Origin of the sequence: Streptomyces sp. NPDC049597, assembly GCF_040675505.1 — a bacterium.
In the GTDB taxonomy this organism is placed as follows: Bacteria; Actinomycetota; Actinomycetes; order Streptomycetales; family Streptomycetaceae; genus Streptomyces.
Genome location: NZ_JBFAOY010000009.1, coordinates 15769 through 32374, shown reverse-complemented (window position 1 = coordinate 32374; position 16606 = coordinate 15769). Strand labels below are relative to the sequence as shown.

Genomic DNA, 16606 nt, shown 5'->3' with positions numbered 1-16606 from the left:
CCGCGGGCGGAGGGCGCGGACAGAACGGAGGCGCCGCAAGCGGGCGACACCGCCGTCAGCACGGAGGCACTGCGAGCGCGGAGGCACCGCGAGCGCGGAGGCGCAGGGGCGTCAGCGCGCCCGGCGCAGACCCAGCGGGCCGGCGATCTCCTCGGCCATGACCTTGCCGGCCTCCTCGGCCAGCAGCTCCTCGGCGAGGTCCTCGTCGGTGTCCAGGCCGTCCAGCTCGGCCAGCGGCTGGTCGAGGCGGACGTGGGCCACGAGGGACTGGAGGGCGCGCAGGGTGGCGGAGGCGGTCGGGCCCCAGTTGGAGAAGTACGAGAACTGCCACCACCACAGCGCCTCCGTGGTGCGGCCCGCGCGGTAGTGGGCGAGGCCGTGGCGCAGGTCGGTGACGATGTCCGCGAGGCTGTCGGAGATCCGCGAGGGCACCGGGGCCTTGCGGGGCTCGTACGGGTCGAAGACCTCGGAGAAGACGTCCACCGGGTCGAGGAGCACCGCGAAGCGCTCGCGCAGCTCGTCGACGTCCAGGTCGGGCCCGGTGTCCGGCTCGTACCGCTCGTCGGGGAGGATGTCCTCGTGCGCGCCCAGGCGGCCTCCGGTCAGCAGCAGCTGGGACACCTCCAGCAGCAGGAACGGGATCGCGCTGTCCGGCTCGTCGCCCTTCGCGACCTCGGTCGTCGCCACGATGAAGGATTCGATCGAGTCGGCGATCTGGACCGCGAAGTCGTCCGGGTCCTGGCCTACGGCGTGCAGCATGGCGTCAGACATCGAGCAGTCGTCTCCCCTCGAAGGCACGCCCGAGCGTGACCTCGTCGGCGTATTCCAAGTCTCCCCCCACCGGGAGGCCGCTGGCCAGCCGCGTGACCTTGAGTCCCATCGGCTTCACCATGCGTGCGAGATATGTGGCCGTCGCCTCGCCCTCGAGATTGGGGTCCGTGGCCAGGATCAGCTCGGTGACCGTGCCGTCCGCGAGGCGGGCCAGCAGCTCGCGGATGCGCAGGTCGTCCGGGCCCACACCCTCGATGGGGCTGATGGCGCCGCCCAGAACGTGGTACCGGCCGCGGAACTCACGCGTCCGCTCGATCGCGACGACGTCCTTCGGCTCCTCCACGACGCAGATGACGGCCTCGTCGCGGCGGGGGTCACGGCAGATGTTGCACTGCTCCTGCTGTGCGACGTTGCCGCACACGGCGCAGAAGCGCACCTTGTCCTTCACCTCCAGCAGCGCGTGCGCGAGCCGGCGGACGTCGGTCGGCTCGGCCTGGAGGATGTGGAAGGCGATCCGCTGCGCGCTCTTGGGACCGACGCCGGGCAGCCTGCCCAGTTCGTCGATGAGGTCCTGAACCACGCCTTCGTACAACGGAACGCCTTTCCTTGCGTGCTTGCTGCTTACGGTAGTTGGTGAATATGACGCTTAGAAGGGCCTGACGGGACCCGCGGGGGAAGGCCGGGTCAGAACGGCAGACCCGGCATGCCGCCGAGGCCCTGCGCGAGCGGCCCGAGCTTGTCCTGCTGGAGCTGCTGGGCGTTCTCGTTGGCCGCCTGGACGGCGGCGACGACGAGGTCCGCGAGGGTCTCGGTGTCCTCCGGGTCGACGGCCTTCGGGTCGATGACGAGGTTGCGCAGCTCGCCGGAGCCTGTGACGGTGGCCTTCACCAGACCGCCGCCCGCCTGGCCCTCGACCTCGGTCTGCGCCAACTCCTCCTGCGCCCGGGCGAGATCCTGCTGCATCTTCTGGGCCTGCTGGAGCAACTGCTGCATGTTGGGCTGGCCACCACCGGGAATCACGGTCACTCCTGTCCGTACGTTGCTTCGATACGGCCGAGCCTACGTGGTCACCGGGCGCGATGCCCCACCTGGAGGTGACCAACTCTTTCGAGTGAGAGCCACCGGCCCCGACCAGGAGCCTCTACCTGATCAAGGCCCCCGTGCGGGCGGAAATACGGGCATCGAGGGCGCACAGCCCACCATTCGGCGGTATGAAGGGCGTGCGCATTCGCGGGGCGTATGAGAACGAACGCGCGCACCGTACGTCACACGGTGTAACGTCAGCACCTTTTGAGCACCTTTTCAGCAAAGCCGCTGAAGCCGTAGAGGGTAGAGGAGCGCACCGGTGAGCCAGCCGGAGATGCAGCCCGGGGGGCCGGCCCGGGAGGAGGGCGGCACCGCGCCGCTGGGTGACCTGACCGGACGGGCGTTCCCGCTCGGCGACTGGGGGGAGCCCGCGGTCCGCCTCGACGAGCTCTACCGGTGGGTGGAGGCCGACGCCCTGCGGACGGCCGAGTGGTATCTCGCGGACCGCGCCCGCAAGCGCCGCTGGGCCCGGCTGCTGCGCCTCGGTACGGCGCTGGGCGCCGTCACCGGGGCGGCCCTGCCGATGCTCGACCTGACGGGCGCGGTGTCCGGGGCCTCCCCCTGGGGCTACGTCAGTCTGCTGCTCGCCGCGGCGTGCGTGGCCTGCGACCGGTACTTCGGCCTCACCGCGGGCTGGATGCGCGACGTCGCCACGGCACAGGCGGTGCAGCAGCGACTGCAGTCGCTGCAGTTCGACTGGGCGTCCGAGAGCGTGCGGGAGGTGCTGGGCCCGACCGAGGGCACGGCGAGCGAGGCGGCCGAGCGCTGCCTCGGGGTGCTGCGCCGCTTCTCGGAGGACGTCTCGGAACTGGTCCGCGCGGAGACGGCGGACTGGATGACCGCCTTCCGCGCGGGACCGGCTCCGCTGCGGCTGACGACCCAGCCCCCCGCCCGCCCGGAGGCGGGCCCCCCGGCACAGTCCGCGGGCGTGATCCAGGGCCGCTTCCCGTTGCCGCCGGGCACCCGCCCGAACATGCCCCGGCAGCGGCCCCCGGAGCCGCCGCGCTGAGATCCGCGCGGGGCCGGATGCGCCCGGTCGCCGTGACGAACGGCCGCGCGGGCGGCCGGCGCCGTGCGGGGAGCACACGCCCGGGCGGTCGGCGCCACGCGGGAGCCCGCGCCGCAGGGCGCCATGCGGACAGCCCGGGGCCCGGGACGTCGTCCCCGTCATGCGGACAACCCGGGGCCCGGGACGTCGTCCGTCAGTCCAGGTTCAGCACCGCGGCCGCCTGGCCGGCCATCGCGGCCTCGCCTGCCGCGTTCGGGTGCACCGGTACGACGTTGGTGCCGAACAGCAGCGGTTCGATCCAGCGCGTGTCCTTCGGACTGCAGGCGTCGTGGCCCTTCGACACCTCGGCCATGTCGACGAAGGTGGCGCCGGCCTCGGCGGCGGCCTTCTCGACGGCCGCGTTCAGGTCCGTCTGCAGCTGGTGCAGGTAGGGCACATCGCCCTTGGCGACCGGCATCTTGAGGAAGCAGCCGGGCACGGCCTGCTCGGGCAGGATCCACGGGTAGCCGATGATCGCGACCTCTGCCTTCGGCGACCTGGCCCGGATCTGGTTCAGGGCCGTCCTGATCGCGGGGTACGTCTTCTCGGCGATGTCGTCGGAGAAGCTGCTGCCATAGGCGTCCTTGCAGGGGCTGCCCTGGCCGGCCGTGAGCGCGCCCAGCGTGCCGCAGGCGACGATGGCACTGATGAAGGTGTTGTTGTCGTTGCCGCCGATGGTCAGCGTGACCAGGTCGGTGTCGCTCGCGAGCGCGTCGAACTGCGGGGCGACACCCGGGTACTGGGCCTGCGTGAAGTGCTCGGTCTTCGCGGCGCCGCAGGTGACGTCCGTGAGGTTCGCGCCGGTCCGGGCGGCGAGCAGGCGCGGATAGTTCCTGGTGGTGCGGAAGCACAGGGGGAATGCGGCCGGGTCGAGCGGGAGGACGCCCGAACCGGCGCTGTAACTGTCCCCGAGGGCGACGTAGTTCAGCGGTTCGGCGGTGGCCCGGGCGGGAGCGGCGGTCCCCAGCCCGAGGGCGGCGGTCGCGCCGGCGGCGATGACCACCGACAGGGCTCTGTTCTTGGCGCGGTACGGCATGGGGGGGCGGCTCCTTCAGGCGAATGGTGCGGCTCTGGCATGCTCCGGCGCTCGGGCGCCGGTTCGCGGAGCCACGACCTGCCCGCCGGGGCGCGTTCACCCGATCGGTGCGAGAAGCGTAGGAGCGCCCCGCATCCGCCGCGCCTGTGACGAGATCCCAACCCTTGACACTTTTTTCGTGAGCCGTCACCAACGCCCGTACGGCCATGTGTGCTTGCCGTCACGCGCGACGGCTCCGGGGCCTTCGCCCCGGAGCCGTCGTGTCCCAATGCCGTGGTCGGCTGGTGAATCTCCTCAGCGCCTGCGGCCGGATGTCAGCGCCCGCGTCAGGACCGGCGGGAGCAGGTCCCGGGCCAGGCGGCGGGCAAGGGAGCGGCGCGCGGGAGGCGCCGCCGGGGGCGGTGCGGGAGCGGGCGGCGGGGTGACGGGCTCCGGGGCGGGGGCCGGAGCGGGCTTCGGGAGCGGCTCGTTGCGCGAGACCGGCGGGGCCGGCGGCTCCGCCTTGGGGCCCTTGATACGGATCAGGGGCAGGCCCGCGACCTCCTCCACCCCGTGCCACACGTCGGTCCGCGTCGCCAGGAACTCCAGCAGCCCCTCGGTGAACGGAGCGGGGTCGCCCCACGTCCCGTACAGCTTGCTGCCCGTGATCACGATCGGCTTCAGGCCGGTCGTCGGCACCGCGCCCCACACCGCCGCCGAGACGCCCGGGCAGTGCTCGGCCCGGAAGTCGTCGAAGGCCACGATCCCGTCGGGGAGCAGGAGCTCCCGCGCCGCGGCCACGTCGCCGTGGACGTGCTCGTACAGGTGGGACGCGTCGACATGGACGAAGCGGCAGGTGGCCGGCGCGACGCGGGAGGCAATGACGGACGTCGGCGCCTGCACCACCGTGGGCAGCTGGTCGTGGAAGGAGAGGTAGTTGGCCTCGAAGGCCCGGAGCGTCAGCGTGGCGTACGAGCGGTCCATCTCCGCGCTGTTGGGGTCGTCCGGCGCCTCGGAGTCGAACAGGTCGCAGACGGTGAAGGTCTCTCCTTCCCGCAGATAGCCCCCGAGGAAGATCGCGCTCTTGCCCATGTAGGCGCCGAGCTCCAGAAGGTCACCTTTCACGTCCGTGTCTCTGTGACGGGTCAGAAACCAGTCGAAGATCAGCTGATCGACCGGCCAGAACCAGCCTTTGACGTCCGCGAACCGCTCCGGCCTGGGAAGTTCTTCCGCGGCCGTCCCCTCGGCGGGGGTACTTGTCTGCGACATGCCCCGGTCCTACAGCAGGAAGGTGTCCTGCACCCGTCCGCCACGTGTCCGGCATCCTTCCGCCATGCGTCGGGCGTCCGTCGGGCGCGTGTACGGCACCTCCCTCCGGGTCCTACGCGGACCTCGGCGACGACCGCGTCAGCTGAAGATGATCATCGAGCCCTGTCCGAGGCTTCGTGTCGCCGCCGCGTGCAGCCCCAGCCACACATGCCGCTCCCGTGCGAACGGACTCTCGTCGTACGGGATCGGACCGGCGGGCTCCTCGAGGGCGGTGGGACGCTCCGGCGGCTCGGGCGCGGCCGGCGGGTTCGCCGGATCGATGCCGATCGCGGGGGCCACGTACTCCAGTTCGCGCAGAAGACCCTGCGTGGATCCCAACGGACCGCCTCCCTCCAGAAGTTCGTCGTTGAACAGCGGCGCGGGGAAGTCCACCGGGACGTACGCGCCCGCGTGGTCGTAGTGCCACACAAGGTGCGACTGCTGCGCCGTCGACTCGAACATCTCCAGCAACTGCTCGTAGTCGCCGCCGAGTTCGTCGACCGGCGTCACCGCGAGACCGCACAGCTGGAGCAGGTAGGCACGCCGCAGGAAGTGCAGTGCGTCGTAGTCGAAGCCGGCGACCGGTGCGACGTCGCCCGACAGACCCGGCATGTAGGCGAAGACCGGCACGGTGGGCAGACCGGCACCGGTCAGGGCCTTGTCGTAGGAGGCGATCTCTTCGGCGAAGGGATTGTCGGGGCTGTGGCACAGCACGTCGACAAGGGGGACCAGCCACAGGTCACAGGCCAAGGGAAGGCTCGCTCTCAGCGGTACGGACGGGGGTTCTCCCCCTGGCTGCGCCATGGGGGCGTCGGGTCGCGGACGGTCGACGGGACAGCGTAATGCCGGGCGGAGGACCGGCGAAGAGGACCCTCACCGCATACCGCCTTCCGCCCCCACGTCCCATACCCATACCCCGGCCACGCGCTCTCCCGGCCTGCCCAGCAGTTTCGTGACCGTCTCGTAGAGTGCCCGCTCGTGGTACTGCGGCGGGAGCACCACGACGCCGGCCTTCCAGGCGGCGAGGTCGGCGCGGGCCTGTGCCTGCCAGTTGGGGCCGATCACGGGGACCCGGCCGGTGTTGCGGACGTCGGCGAGCAGGTTGGAGGTGTGACGGGGCGTCGCACCGTAGATCCCGATGCGGTCGGGGCCCCACGGGCCGTTGAAGTAACCGCCGGCGACCGGGAATCCGAGGCCGTTCGCCGACTGCCAGCGCAGGGCGTCCGCGCTGCCCGGCGTGGGCAGCGGCACGGTGACCAGTGACTCGCCCTCGCCGAGGTAGGAGCGGTACGCGCCGTGGGTGATGAAGCCGGGCACCTCCGCCCGCTCCCGTACCGGGTACGGGGTCGGGATCACCGGCACCAGCGCCGCGGCCAGCGCCGCGAAGCCCGCTGCCCGCAGGGCCCGGGACCGGTTCTTTGCCGCCGCGAGACGGTCGGCGGCCAGAGCGAGCAGCATGCCGAGCACGGGTGCGCACACCATCGCCATCCGCGACTCGATGACCGACTCGAACAGCGGCTGGTGCGCGAGCGCCCGCCAGGGGCCGGTCAGCACGACGTCGGTGTACGGGATGCGGAACTTCGGTCCGAGCGACAGGAACGCGGCGGCCACCGCCGTGAACGCCAGCGCCTTCACCAGCGCCAGTCGCCACCACTGGATCACGAGCGCGACACTCACCGCGATCAGCGGCCAGCCGAAGAAGGCGTTCTGTTCGGTGCGGTTCATCGCGAGCGGGTCGGCGCCCGCGTCCGAGCCGAGCAGGGCACGGCCCGAGAACTGCAGGAAGGCGAGCGGGCTGTTGCCCGCGTTGTCGCCGTGCAGCACGCTCTTGTAGCTCTGCGGCCCGAAGAACTGCCAGCCAAGGGGGAAGGCCACCAGCGGCAGGCTCACCAGCAGCGCGATGCCCAGCCCGCGCAGCAGCGGCCGCCAGGCCGCCCGGGTCACGTCGCGCCGCGCCAGTGCGTACGACAGGGCGAACAGCAGCATCCCCACGGCGGCGAGCAGCAGCGCCTCCTCGCCGAGGAAGATCTGGTACGTCGCGAACAGGCCGAGCAGCACGCCGTCGCGGACCACGTTCCGGCCCTCGCACAGCCGCAGCGCCCGGTCGACGATCAGCGGCAGCATGAAGAGCACGAGGAAGTTCGGGTGGGCGTTCCCGTGCGAGATCATCGGCGGCGCGAAGGCGGCGAAGGCGCCGCCGAGCGCGGCGGCGGCTCTGTTGCGGACGAGCCGCCGGGCGATCAGCCAGTACCAGGAGACGGCGGTCGCGGCCAGGCCGAGGGTGAGGACGAGCGCCCACGTCACGGTCGGCCCGAAGGCCAGCGTAACGGGGGTCAGGGGGACCGACAGGCCCAGCATGACCGTGTTGGCCATCAGGTTCACGCCCTCGGGATATCCCTGGAGGGTGGTGAACAGCGGATTGCGCAGATGCGTGACGTTGTCGGCGGTCACCGCGAAGAACCACTCCCACTGGTTCTGGTCCTGGCCGGCGTCGCGCAGGTAGCCGCGGTCGAGGTCCGCCCACAGGCCCTTGTAGAGCAGGACGGACGCGAGGAGGAAGAGCCCGGCGACGGCGAGGTCGGCGCGCCGCACGGCGCGGGTCCGCAGCCGCAGCAGCTCCAGCAGCACCTTGCCGTAGTCGGCGGGCCTGACCTTGGATCCGGCGACGTGCGACCAGCGCACCGGGACCTCGGTCACGGGCCAGCCCTCGCGGCGGAAGAAGCGCAGGATCTCGACGTCGATGCCCCACCCGGTGAGCCGCGAGTCGGCGAACGCGGCGCGCGCCTTGTCGCCGTCGAAGAGTTTGAAGCCGCACTGGGTGTCGCGGATGCCGGGCACCGCGACGAGGCGTATGAGCCGGTTGCCCATGCGGCCGAGCCACTCGCGCAGGGGCCGCTGGTGCACCTCGATCCGTGCGTCGGGGTGGGCGCGCGAGCCGATGGCGGCAGCGGCGCCGGTGGCGGCGAGCTCGTCGTCGAGGCGGGCCAGCTCGTCGATGGGGGCCGCGAGGTCGGCGTCGGTGAACAGCACCCGCCGCCCGTAGGAGGCGAGGACGCCCATGCGCAGGGCATGGCCCTTGCCGCGGTTGGTCCCGCTCGACACGAGCTGGATGCGGGGCTCCTCGGCCGCCGCCTCCTGGGCGATCTTGGCGGTCGCGTCGGTGGAGCCGTCGTCGACGACGATCAGCTCCCACTCGCCCCAGCGCTCGGGGTCGGCGCGCAGGAAGGCGCAGACGGCGTCCAGCGTCGGGCCGAGGCGTACCTCCTCGTTGTACGCCGGTATGACGACGCTCAGGTCCACGCTCACCGCTCGGACCGGGCGTCGGGGATCCGGGCCGGGCCGCGGCGGTCGGCGGCGGGCCCGCCGGCGGGGACCGGTCGGCGTTCGAGCCGGTCCGCCCACGCGAGGGCGTGCGCGTTGTAGGCGTGGATCTCCTGGCGCACGCTCTCCGCGTCACCGTGGGTCACGGCGTCCACCACCTTCTCGTGCCCGCTCCACAGCCACTGCGAAAGCTCCGGGTCGGACCGCAGGTACGGCACGGCGAAGACCCATGCCTGCACCCGCAGCCGGTGCAGGAACTCGGAGATGTAGTGGTTGGTCACGAGCGCTCCGAGCTCGCGCCAGAACCGCAGGTCGTAGCCGATGAGGATGTCGAGGTCACCGGCGCGTGCCGCCCGTGCGGCCTCCTCGGCCCGGCGGCGCACGGACAGCAGGGCCTGGGCGCTCGGGGCCGCGGAACCGCGCTCCGTGCGCTGCCGGAAGACGCCGTCGACCACCATCGAGCGCGCCTCGATCATCGTGCGGTAGTCGTCGACGGAGAACCGGTGCACCTTGAAACCGCGGTGCTGGTCCGATTCGAGCAGCCCCTGCGCGGACAGGTCCACGAGCGCCTCGCGCACGGGTGTCGCGGAGACGCCGTACTGGTCGGCGATCTGCTTGACCGTGAACTCCTGCCCGGGCTGGAGCCGCCCGGCGAGCACCTCGTCACGCAGCGCGTCCGCGATCTGCTGCCGCAGGGTGCTGCGGGTGACGGCGGTGCCGCCGCCGCTGGCGTTGCCGGGCATCGTGGTGGCCTTCTCCTTCTGCTTCGGTCCCGGACACGATAGGCCAGGGTTCGTGGCGGGGTCGTGATGTCCGGGCCCCGCACTGTGACGGAAGCGAGACGGATGTGACGGATGTGTTCGAACCGGCCGACGGCGACGGTGTCCCGGTGTCCGGGGCCGGCCGGGCCGCCGAGGTCCGCACGGCGTTCGAAGGGCTGCTCCAGATCCGGCGTGTGACCAACGCGACGGCCCCGGACCCGTCGGCCGTCCCCGCGCCCTGGGAGCTGACCCGCATGGTGCGCGCGGTGTCCCTGGCCCTGGAGGCGGCCGGCTTTCCGCCGTCGGCGGTCGGCGCCGACGGCACGAGGACGGCGACCGGCTACCGCGTCCGCCCCGGCGAGCGTCCGGCCACGGTGTACGTGGAGTGGCTGGGCCCGCCGGGCGGCGGCGCGGCGCAGGCCGAGGAGGCCGAGCTGAGGGCGTGCGCGGCGGCCCTGGGGCGCCTCGGCTGGGAGGCGCTGCTGTACCGGGGCCCGCGGCGCCGACGCTTCCTGGAGGTGGAACGGGGGGCGTGAGCGCCCGCCGGCGCCCCCGCTCGCGCCGAAGGGCTACGAGGCGACCGGCTCCCCCGCCCGCAGCCCTCCGGCGGCCGGCTCGCCCGCCCGGGCGCGGAACGTCTGGCGGTATGCCATCGGTGACACCCCGATCACCGCGGCCATGTGCTGGCGCAGCGACGCCGCCGTCCCGAAGCCCGACTCCGCCGCGACCCGGTCCACGGGGAGGTCCGTCGTCTCCAGCAGGCGGCGGGCGTGCTCGACGCGCTGGCGGGTCAGCCACTGGACCGGCGTCGTGCCGACCTCCTCGCGGAAGCGGCGGGAGAACGTGCGCACGCTCATCCGGGCGTGGGCGGCCAGTTCCGCGAGGGTGAGCGGGCGGCCGAGCCGGCCGAGTGCCCAGGCGCGGGTCGCGGAGGTCGACGCCGCGGACGGCGGCGGCACCGGCCGCTCGATGAACTGGGCCTGGCCGCCGTCCCGCCACGGCGGCACGACGCACAGCCGCGCCACCCGGTTGGCGACCTCGCTGCCGTGGTCGCGGCGCAGCAGGTGCAGGCACAGGTCCACGCCGGCCGCGACGCCCGCCGCCGTCAGCACGTCGCCGTCGTCGACGAACAGCACGCCCGGGTCGACCTCGACCCGGGGGAAGGCGCGCTGGAACTCCTCCGCCTCGTTCCAGTGCGTGGTGGCGCGGCGGCCGTCGAGCAGGCTGGCGGTGGCGAGGACGTACGAGGCGGTGCAGATGGACACGACGCGGGTGCCGGGGCGGAGCGTCGTCAGGGCCGCCGCGAGCGGCGCGGGCAGCCATTCCTGGGGCCGGTCCGGGCCGCAGGTGAACGGCGGGACGACGAGCGTGTCCGCCGTCGGGAGCACGTCGAGCCCGTGCTCGACGGTGACGGAGAAGTCGGCGCCGGTGCGCACCGTGCCGCCGCCGATGCCGCAGGTGATCACCTCGTACAGCGGTTCGCCGCCGGGCCCTCGGGCGGTGCCGAAGATCCGGACCGGGATGCTCATCTCGAAGGGGTAGACGCCGTCGAGCGCGAGGACGACGACGCGGTGCGGGGCGGAGAAGGCCATGGCCAGATCCTTGCACATCATGGCCATCTGGCCACTCGAATACGGCTTTTCACTGCCGCAGGGTTGGTCCCGGGCCCCGGCCGGGGCCGATTCCCCTGACGAGGAGCGGACATCATGCGGGCCATCAGGCAGGACACACTCGGCGGACCGGACGTGCTGAAGGTCGTCGAGACCGACCGTCCCGAGCCCGGTCCCTCGGAGGTCCTGGTGCGGGTACACGCCGCCGGGGTCAACCCGACGGACTGGTGGCACCGTTCGACGGGCGGGCTGCTCGGGGACGGACGCCCGGTGCCGCTCGGCTGGGACGTGTCCGGCGTCGTGGAGGCCGTCGGCCTCGGCGTGACGATGTACCGGCCCGGCGACGAGGTGTTCGGCATGCCCCGGCTGCCCGAACCGGCGGGCGCCTACGCCGAGTTCATGACCTCGCCGGCCCGCCATCTGGCGCGCAAGCCGGCCGGGGTCTCGCACGTGGAGGCCGCCGCCCTGCCGATCGCCGCGCTCACCGCCTGGCAGTCGCTGGTCGACACCGCCGGCGTACGCCCCGGGCAGCGCGTGCTGGTGCACGCGGCGGCCGGCGGCGTCGGACACCTGGCCGTCCAGATCGCCAAGGCACGGGGCGCGTACGTCGTCGGCACGGCGAGCGCGGCCAAGCACGCCTTCGTGCGGGGGCTCGGCGCCGACGAGGTCGTCGACTACCGGACGACGGACTTCACCGAGGTCGTCGAGGACATGGACGTGGTTCTGGACGCCGTGGGCGGTGAGTACGGGCCGCGGTCCCTGAACGTGCTCCGGCCGGGCGGCATGCTGGTCTCCCTCGCCTCGCCCGCCGAGGCGTACCTGGCCGAGGAGGCCGAACAGCGCGGGCTGCGCGCGGGGTTCACGATCGTGGAGCCCGACAACGGCGGGCTGCGGGAGATCGCCGCACTGGTCGAGTCGGGCAGGCTGCGGGTGCACGTGGACACGGTGCTGCCGCTGGAGCAGGCCGGCAAGGCGCACGAGATCGGCGAGACGGGCCGGACGCAGGGAAAGATCGTGCTCACTGTCGTGTGACCGGACGCCGAAGGGGCGCCGCCGTGCCGGCGGCGCCCCTTCGGGCCGTGGTGCCTAGTACAGGCCGGTGTACGTGTTCCAGCCGGTGCCGATGCCGGCCCTGGGCTTGAAGCCGCCCTTGCCGTCGGAGTCGTAGCGGTAGAGCGTGCCGCCGCTGGTACGCGCGACGAGGTCCGCGCGGCCGTCGCCGTTCATGTCGCCCGGTGCCGCCAGCCTGGTGTACTGGCCCCAGCCGGAGCCGATCAGCTTCTTCGCCTTGAACGGCGCGGAGGCCACGCCCGTGCCCTGGTAGAGGTACAGCGTGCCGTCCTTCGCGCGGGCGATCAGGTCCGCGCGACCGTCACCGGAGACGTCGCCGGCGCCGACGAGCACGTTGAACTGGCCCCAGCCGCTGCCGATCCGCTGCTTGGCGGCGAAGCCGCTGCCGTTGCCGTAGCCGCGGTAGAGGTAGAGCACGCCCGAGCCGTCGCGGGCCACGATGTCGCCCTTGCCGTCGCCGGAGAGGTCACCGAGGCCGACGAGGGTGTTGTAGACGCCCCAGCCGCCGCCGACGTCGTGGATCGAGCCCGACGAGTGGTTGAAGTTGTAGAGGTGGCCGTTGTAGACCTCGAAGAGGTCGGCGTAGCCGTCGTCGTCGAGCGAGGAGAAGTACGACAGCCTCGCGCCCTTGAACCCGCCGTCCTGGCTGGCCTGGTCGCGCGGGGCGAACCGGCCGTTGTTCAGGTCGTAGTAGTAGTAGAGGGTCCCGTGGGTGTCGAGGCCGATCATCTCGTCCTTGCCCCACGAGGGGAGGCTGCTGCCGTTGGCGAACCGGCTCACCGTGTTCCATCCGCTGCCGAGCTTCACGCGGGGCAGGAAGGCGCCCGTGCCGGTGGAGGAGTACTGGTGGAGATCGCCGTTGTACGCGCGCGCGAGCAGGTCGGCGTTGCCGTCCTCGTCGAGGTCGTCGATGCTGAACAGCGTGTTGAAGATGTTCCAGCCGCTGCCGACCTTGACCCTGTCCTTGAAGGGACGCGTGGCCTCGCCGGTGCCGCTGTAGAAGAACAGCTCACCCGCGGTGTTGCGGGCGAAGAGGTCGGCGACGGCGTCGTTGTTGACGTCGTTCATGCCGACGAGCTGGTCGAACTGGCCCCAGCCGGAGCCGACCTTCACCCGGGACCCGAGCGGGCTGGAGGTGCTGGTGGTGCCCGGGTACAGGTAGAGGTCGCCGGCGTGGGTACGCGCGAGCACGTCACCGATGCCGTCGGCGGTCAGGTCACCGGGCGAGAAGACCTTGTTGTAGATCTGCCAGCCGTGGCCCGACCAGAAGTTGCTCGGGTAGTACAGGTCGTTCGTGTACGCCGAGAGCCGGCCGGCAGCCGTGAGCGTGAAGTGGACCGGACCGTTCGGCTGGAGACCGGCCGCGGTGAAGACGTCCTTGTAGCTCTGGGTGCCGCTCTCGCCGGAGAGGTAGTAGGTGACCTCGTGGCTCTCGGCACCGGTGTCGACGTACACGGTCCCGTCGAGGCTCTGCAGGACCATGTCGGACCAGCCGTCGCCGTCGACGTCGCTGCGCGGCTCGGCGAGCGGCGCACCCTCGTCCTGGGCGCTGAACGCGCCGCGGTTCACCTCCGGGCGCGGCAGGTCGAGGCGGGGCAGCTGCGCCGCGTCGCGCGCGGGCTGCTCGACGGCGGTGCGGGGCGCCGGCGGTTCGTCCGCGAACGCGGGCGCCGGGGCGGCGAGCAGGGCGCCCGCCGTGACGGACAGGGTGAGCGCGGTGCATGCCGCCAGGCGGCGGGTGGCCGCCGGGCGGCCGGTTCTCTTCGGAGTCAAGGTCCCCCCAGGGAGTGATGCCACAGGTGCGGGCACCAGGTCAGACGCACGAGGCGGGGGGAGGGATGTACGGGAGTGGTGATGTTTCCGTGGCGTATGGGGCCGCCGCGGTCGGGGACGGCGCCGGGGTCCCCCCACGCCCGCGGGGGCGCAGGGGGGCCGGGGCGAAGTCCCCGGTCAGGCCACCCACTCGTCGGCCACCGACAGCGCCGCGTCCAGGGCCGCCAGGCCCTCCTTGGCCTCGGACTCCGTCACGTTGCACGGCGGCACCACGTGCGTGCGGTTCATGTTGACGAAGGGCCACAGGCCGTTCTTCCTGCAGGCCGCGCCGAACGCCGCCATCGCCGCGTTCGCCTCCCCCGTCGCGTTGTACGGCACCAGCGGCTCGCGCGTCTCGCGGTCGCGGACCAGGTCCAGCGCCCAGAACGCGCCCGTACCGCGCACCTCGCCCACCGACGGGTGGCGCTCGGCCAGTTCGCGCAGGCCCGGGCCGAGGACGGTCTCGCCGATGCGGGCGGCGTGCTCGACGACCTTCTCCTCCTCCATCACCCGGATCGTGGCGACGGCGGCCGCGCAGGCCAGCGGGTGGCCGGAGTACGTCAGGCCACCCGGGTACGGACGCTTGTCGAACGTCGCCGCGATCTCGGCCGAGATCGCGACACCGCCCAGCGGTACGTAGCCGGAGTTGACGCCCTTCGCGAAGGTCATCAGGTCCGGCACCACGTCGAAGTGCTCGGCCGCGAACCATTTGCCCGTACGGCCGAAGCCCGCCATGACCTCGTCGAGCACGAAGACGATGCCGTAGCGGTCGCAGATCTCGCGGACGCCCGCGAGGTAGCCCGGCGGCGGGGTCATGATGCCGGCCGTGCCGGGGATGGTCTCCAGGATGATCGCCGCGATGGTCTGCGGGCCCTCGAAGGCGATGGTGTCCTCGAGGTGCGTCAGGGCGCGCTCGCACTCCTCCGCCTGGGTCGAGGAGTAGAAGGGCGAGCGGTAGAGGAACGGTCCCCAGAAGTGGACGACGCCGGCGGTGCCGTTGTCGTTGGCCCAGCGGCGCGGGTCGCCGGTGATGTTGATCGCGGTCGCCGTGCCGCCGTGGTACGAGCGGTAGGCGGAGAGCACCTTCGGGCGGCCCGTGTGCAGACGGGCCATGCGGACGGCGTTCTCGACGGCCTCGGCGCCGCCGTTGGTGAAGAAGATCTTGTCCAGGTCGCCCGGGGTCCGCTCGGCGATCAGCCGGGCCGCCTCGGAGCGCGGCTCGAGGGCGAACGCGGGCGCGAAGGTGGCGAGCCTGCCCGCCTGCTCCTGGATCGCGGCGACGACCTTCGGGTGCTGGTACCCGATGTTGGTGTAGACGAGGCCGCTGGTGAAGTCGAGGTAGCGGTTCCCGTCGTAGTCCCAGAAATACGAACCCTCGGCGCCGGCGACGGCGAGCGGGTCGATCAGTCCCTGGGCGGACCAGGAGTGGAACACGTGCGCACGGTCCGCCGCCTTGACGGCGGCGCCGGCCTGGGGATCGGCATGAGGGGTCATGCGGGCCAGCGTAAGGACGAGCAGGTGAGAGCCGACATGGCCACCTTGTATGACCTCGGCCTCCTTGTCTGGGCAGGGTGTCGGGCCGCCACCCCCCGTCATTGACAGCATACTGTCGATATGACAGGCTGCTGTCATTGAACGTCGAGGAGGGCACCATGACCAGCAAGACCGTTCACCTGGCCGTGTACGACACCTACGCAGACTGGGAGACGGGCCACGCCACCGCCCACCTGGTGCAGAACGGCTTCACCGTGCGCACGGTCGGCCTCACGACGGAGCCCGTCACCACCATGGGCGGCGTCCGCATCCAGCCCGACCTGGCGCTCGACGCGCTGGACCCCGCCGACAGCGCGCTGCTGATCCTCACCGGCGCCTCGCTGTGGGACACCGGCGACAAGCTCGCGCCGTTCGCGGCGGCGGCGCGCACGTTCCTCGACGCGGGCGTCCCGGTCGCCGCCATCTGCGGCGCGACCGCCGGTATCGCCCGCGAGGGCCTGCTCGACGACCGCGCCCACACCAGCGGCGCCTCCTTCTACCTGGAGGCCACGGGCTACCGGGGCGGCGCGAAGTACGTGGAGGCGGACGCCGTCACCGACGGCGACCTGATCACCGCGGGCCCGACCGAGCCGGTCGCGTTCGCCCGCGAGATCTTCGCCCGCCTCGGGGTGTACGAAGGCCCGAAGCTGGACGCCTGGTACCGGCTCTTCCACGACTCGGATCCGGCGGCGTACGAGATCCTTTCGGCATGAGCACCCACAGACCCGACAACGACCCGCAGGAACTGCTGACCCGTACGGCGCTCGGCGTCTTCCGGCTGAACGGCCAGTTCATCACCGTCTCGGACGGCCTGGCCCAGGAGGCAGGGCTGACGGCGGCCCGCTGGCAGGTCCTCGGCGCCGTGCTGCGCGAGCCGCAGACGGTGGCCGGGATAGCCCGCACGATGGGCATCACGCGACAGAGCGTGCAGCGCATCGCCGACCTGCTGGCCGAGCAGGGGCTCACGGAGTACGGCCCCAACCCGGCCCACCGCCGCGCGAAGCTGCTGCACGCGACGGAGGCCGGACGCGAGGCGATACGCAAGATCGACCCGGGTCACGCACGGCTCGCCCGCCGGCTGCTCGGCGAGCTCGGCGCGGAGGGATTCGCGGAGACCGTGCGCGTGCTGGAGCGGCTGTCGAGGGCGATGGACGCCATCGAGCAGGAGACGGCGGGTGCGCCACAGGGGGCCGAGGCGGAGGAGACGGCGGTCGCCGCGAGCGGCTGAACGGCAGCCGGCTCCGCCCTTCGCGCCCCCCGCGCCCCCCGC

At 72.4% G+C, this 16606-nt stretch carries 16 protein-coding genes; 5 read left to right on the top strand and 11 right to left on the bottom strand.

Annotated elements, in window-relative coordinates; genetic code table 11:
* Positions 1-111 precede the first annotated feature (111 nt).
* From AB0K02_RS12910 to AB0K02_RS12900, 3 genes are all read right to left on the bottom strand, one after another.
* Complete coding sequence (locus AB0K02_RS12910) at positions 112-771, bottom strand: DUF5063 domain-containing protein (RefSeq protein ID WP_365992435.1); 660 nt, start codon at positions 769-771, stop codon at positions 112-114.
* Positions 764-1363, bottom strand: a complete 600-nt coding sequence (gene recR / locus AB0K02_RS12905; protein WP_365992434.1) for a recombination mediator RecR — start codon at positions 1361-1363, stop codon at positions 764-766. Before recR ends, AB0K02_RS12910 begins: the two co-directional genes overlap by 8 nt.
* A gap of 92 nt (positions 1364-1455) precedes the next feature.
* Positions 1456-1791, bottom strand: a complete 336-nt coding sequence (locus tag AB0K02_RS12900) for a YbaB/EbfC family nucleoid-associated protein (RefSeq protein WP_307714339.1) — start codon at positions 1789-1791, stop codon at positions 1456-1458.
* Positions 1792-2116: 325 nt separating this feature from the next.
* On the opposite strand from AB0K02_RS12900, the gene AB0K02_RS12895 reads away from it, so the two are divergent.
* Positions 2117-2866 carry an SLATT domain-containing protein gene (locus AB0K02_RS12895; protein WP_365992433.1) on the top strand — a complete coding sequence of 250 codons (750 nt, stop codon included), beginning with the start codon at positions 2117-2119 and terminating at the stop codon, positions 2864-2866.
* Positions 2867-3059: 193 nt separating this feature from the next.
* Here AB0K02_RS12895 and AB0K02_RS12890 read toward each other — a convergent pair whose 3' ends face one another.
* From AB0K02_RS12890 to AB0K02_RS12870, 5 genes are all read right to left on the bottom strand, one after another.
* Positions 3060-3941: an SGNH/GDSL hydrolase family protein gene (locus AB0K02_RS12890; protein ID WP_365992432.1), complete on the bottom strand. Its 882-nt coding sequence runs from the start codon at positions 3939-3941 to the stop codon at positions 3060-3062.
* Positions 3942-4235: 294 nt separating this feature from the next.
* A complete protein-coding gene (locus tag AB0K02_RS12885; RefSeq protein ID WP_365992431.1) occupies positions 4236-5189 on the bottom strand; it encodes a class I SAM-dependent methyltransferase in 954 nt (317 codons plus the stop codon).
* Between the two features lie 138 nt (positions 5190-5327).
* Positions 5328-5978 (bottom strand): hypothetical protein, encoded by a 651-nt coding sequence (locus tag AB0K02_RS12880; RefSeq protein ID WP_307714343.1) that lies wholly within the window; start codon positions 5976-5978, stop codon positions 5328-5330.
* Positions 5979-6101: 123 nt separating this feature from the next.
* The gene (locus AB0K02_RS12875; protein WP_365992430.1) at positions 6102-8534 is read right to left on the bottom strand and encodes a dolichyl-phosphate beta-glucosyltransferase; all 2433 of its coding nucleotides are present in this window, start codon (positions 8532-8534) and stop codon (positions 6102-6104) included.
* On the bottom strand, positions 8531-9292 hold the full coding sequence (locus AB0K02_RS12870; protein ID WP_365992428.1) for a GntR family transcriptional regulator: 762 nt from the start codon (positions 9290-9292) through the stop codon (positions 8531-8533). The genes AB0K02_RS12875 and AB0K02_RS12870 overlap by 4 nt, the downstream gene beginning before the upstream one ends.
* 104 nt (positions 9293-9396) lie before the next feature.
* On the opposite strand from AB0K02_RS12870, the gene AB0K02_RS12865 reads away from it, so the two are divergent.
* Entirely contained in the window at positions 9397-9846 is a 450-nt protein-coding gene (locus AB0K02_RS12865; RefSeq protein ID WP_365992427.1) for a hypothetical protein, read from the top strand.
* Positions 9847-9879: 33 nt separating this feature from the next.
* Here the strand turns inward: AB0K02_RS12865 and AB0K02_RS12860 are convergent, their stop codons facing one another.
* Positions 9880-10902, bottom strand: a complete 1023-nt coding sequence (locus tag AB0K02_RS12860; RefSeq protein ID WP_365992426.1) for a helix-turn-helix domain-containing protein — start codon at positions 10900-10902, stop codon at positions 9880-9882.
* A gap of 114 nt (positions 10903-11016) precedes the next feature.
* Here AB0K02_RS12860 and AB0K02_RS12855 point away from each other — a divergent pair, with 114 nt between their 5' ends.
* Positions 11017-11952 carry an NADP-dependent oxidoreductase gene (locus tag AB0K02_RS12855; protein WP_365992424.1) on the top strand — a complete coding sequence of 312 codons (936 nt, stop codon included), beginning with the start codon at positions 11017-11019 and terminating at the stop codon, positions 11950-11952.
* 54 nt (positions 11953-12006) lie between these two features.
* Here AB0K02_RS12855 and AB0K02_RS12850 read toward each other — a convergent pair whose 3' ends face one another.
* Together AB0K02_RS12850 and AB0K02_RS12845 are read right to left on the bottom strand one after the other, a co-directional pair.
* Entirely contained in the window at positions 12007-13764 is a 1758-nt protein-coding gene (locus AB0K02_RS12850; protein ID WP_365992422.1) for a VCBS repeat-containing protein, read from the bottom strand.
* Between the two features lie 177 nt (positions 13765-13941).
* Complete coding sequence (locus AB0K02_RS12845) at positions 13942-15297, bottom strand: aspartate aminotransferase family protein (RefSeq protein ID WP_365992420.1); 1356 nt, start codon at positions 15295-15297, stop codon at positions 13942-13944.
* Positions 15298-15455: 158 nt separating this feature from the next.
* On the opposite strand from AB0K02_RS12845, the gene AB0K02_RS12840 reads away from it, so the two are divergent.
* Entirely contained in the window at positions 15456-16049 is a 594-nt protein-coding gene (locus AB0K02_RS12840; RefSeq protein ID WP_365992419.1) for a DJ-1/PfpI family protein, read from the top strand.
* Positions 16046-16564 carry a MarR family winged helix-turn-helix transcriptional regulator gene (locus AB0K02_RS12835; RefSeq protein ID WP_365992418.1) on the top strand — a complete coding sequence of 173 codons (519 nt, stop codon included), beginning with the start codon at positions 16046-16048 and terminating at the stop codon, positions 16562-16564. Before AB0K02_RS12840 ends, AB0K02_RS12835 begins: the two co-directional genes overlap by 4 nt.
* Positions 16565-16606: the final 42 nt, after the last annotated feature.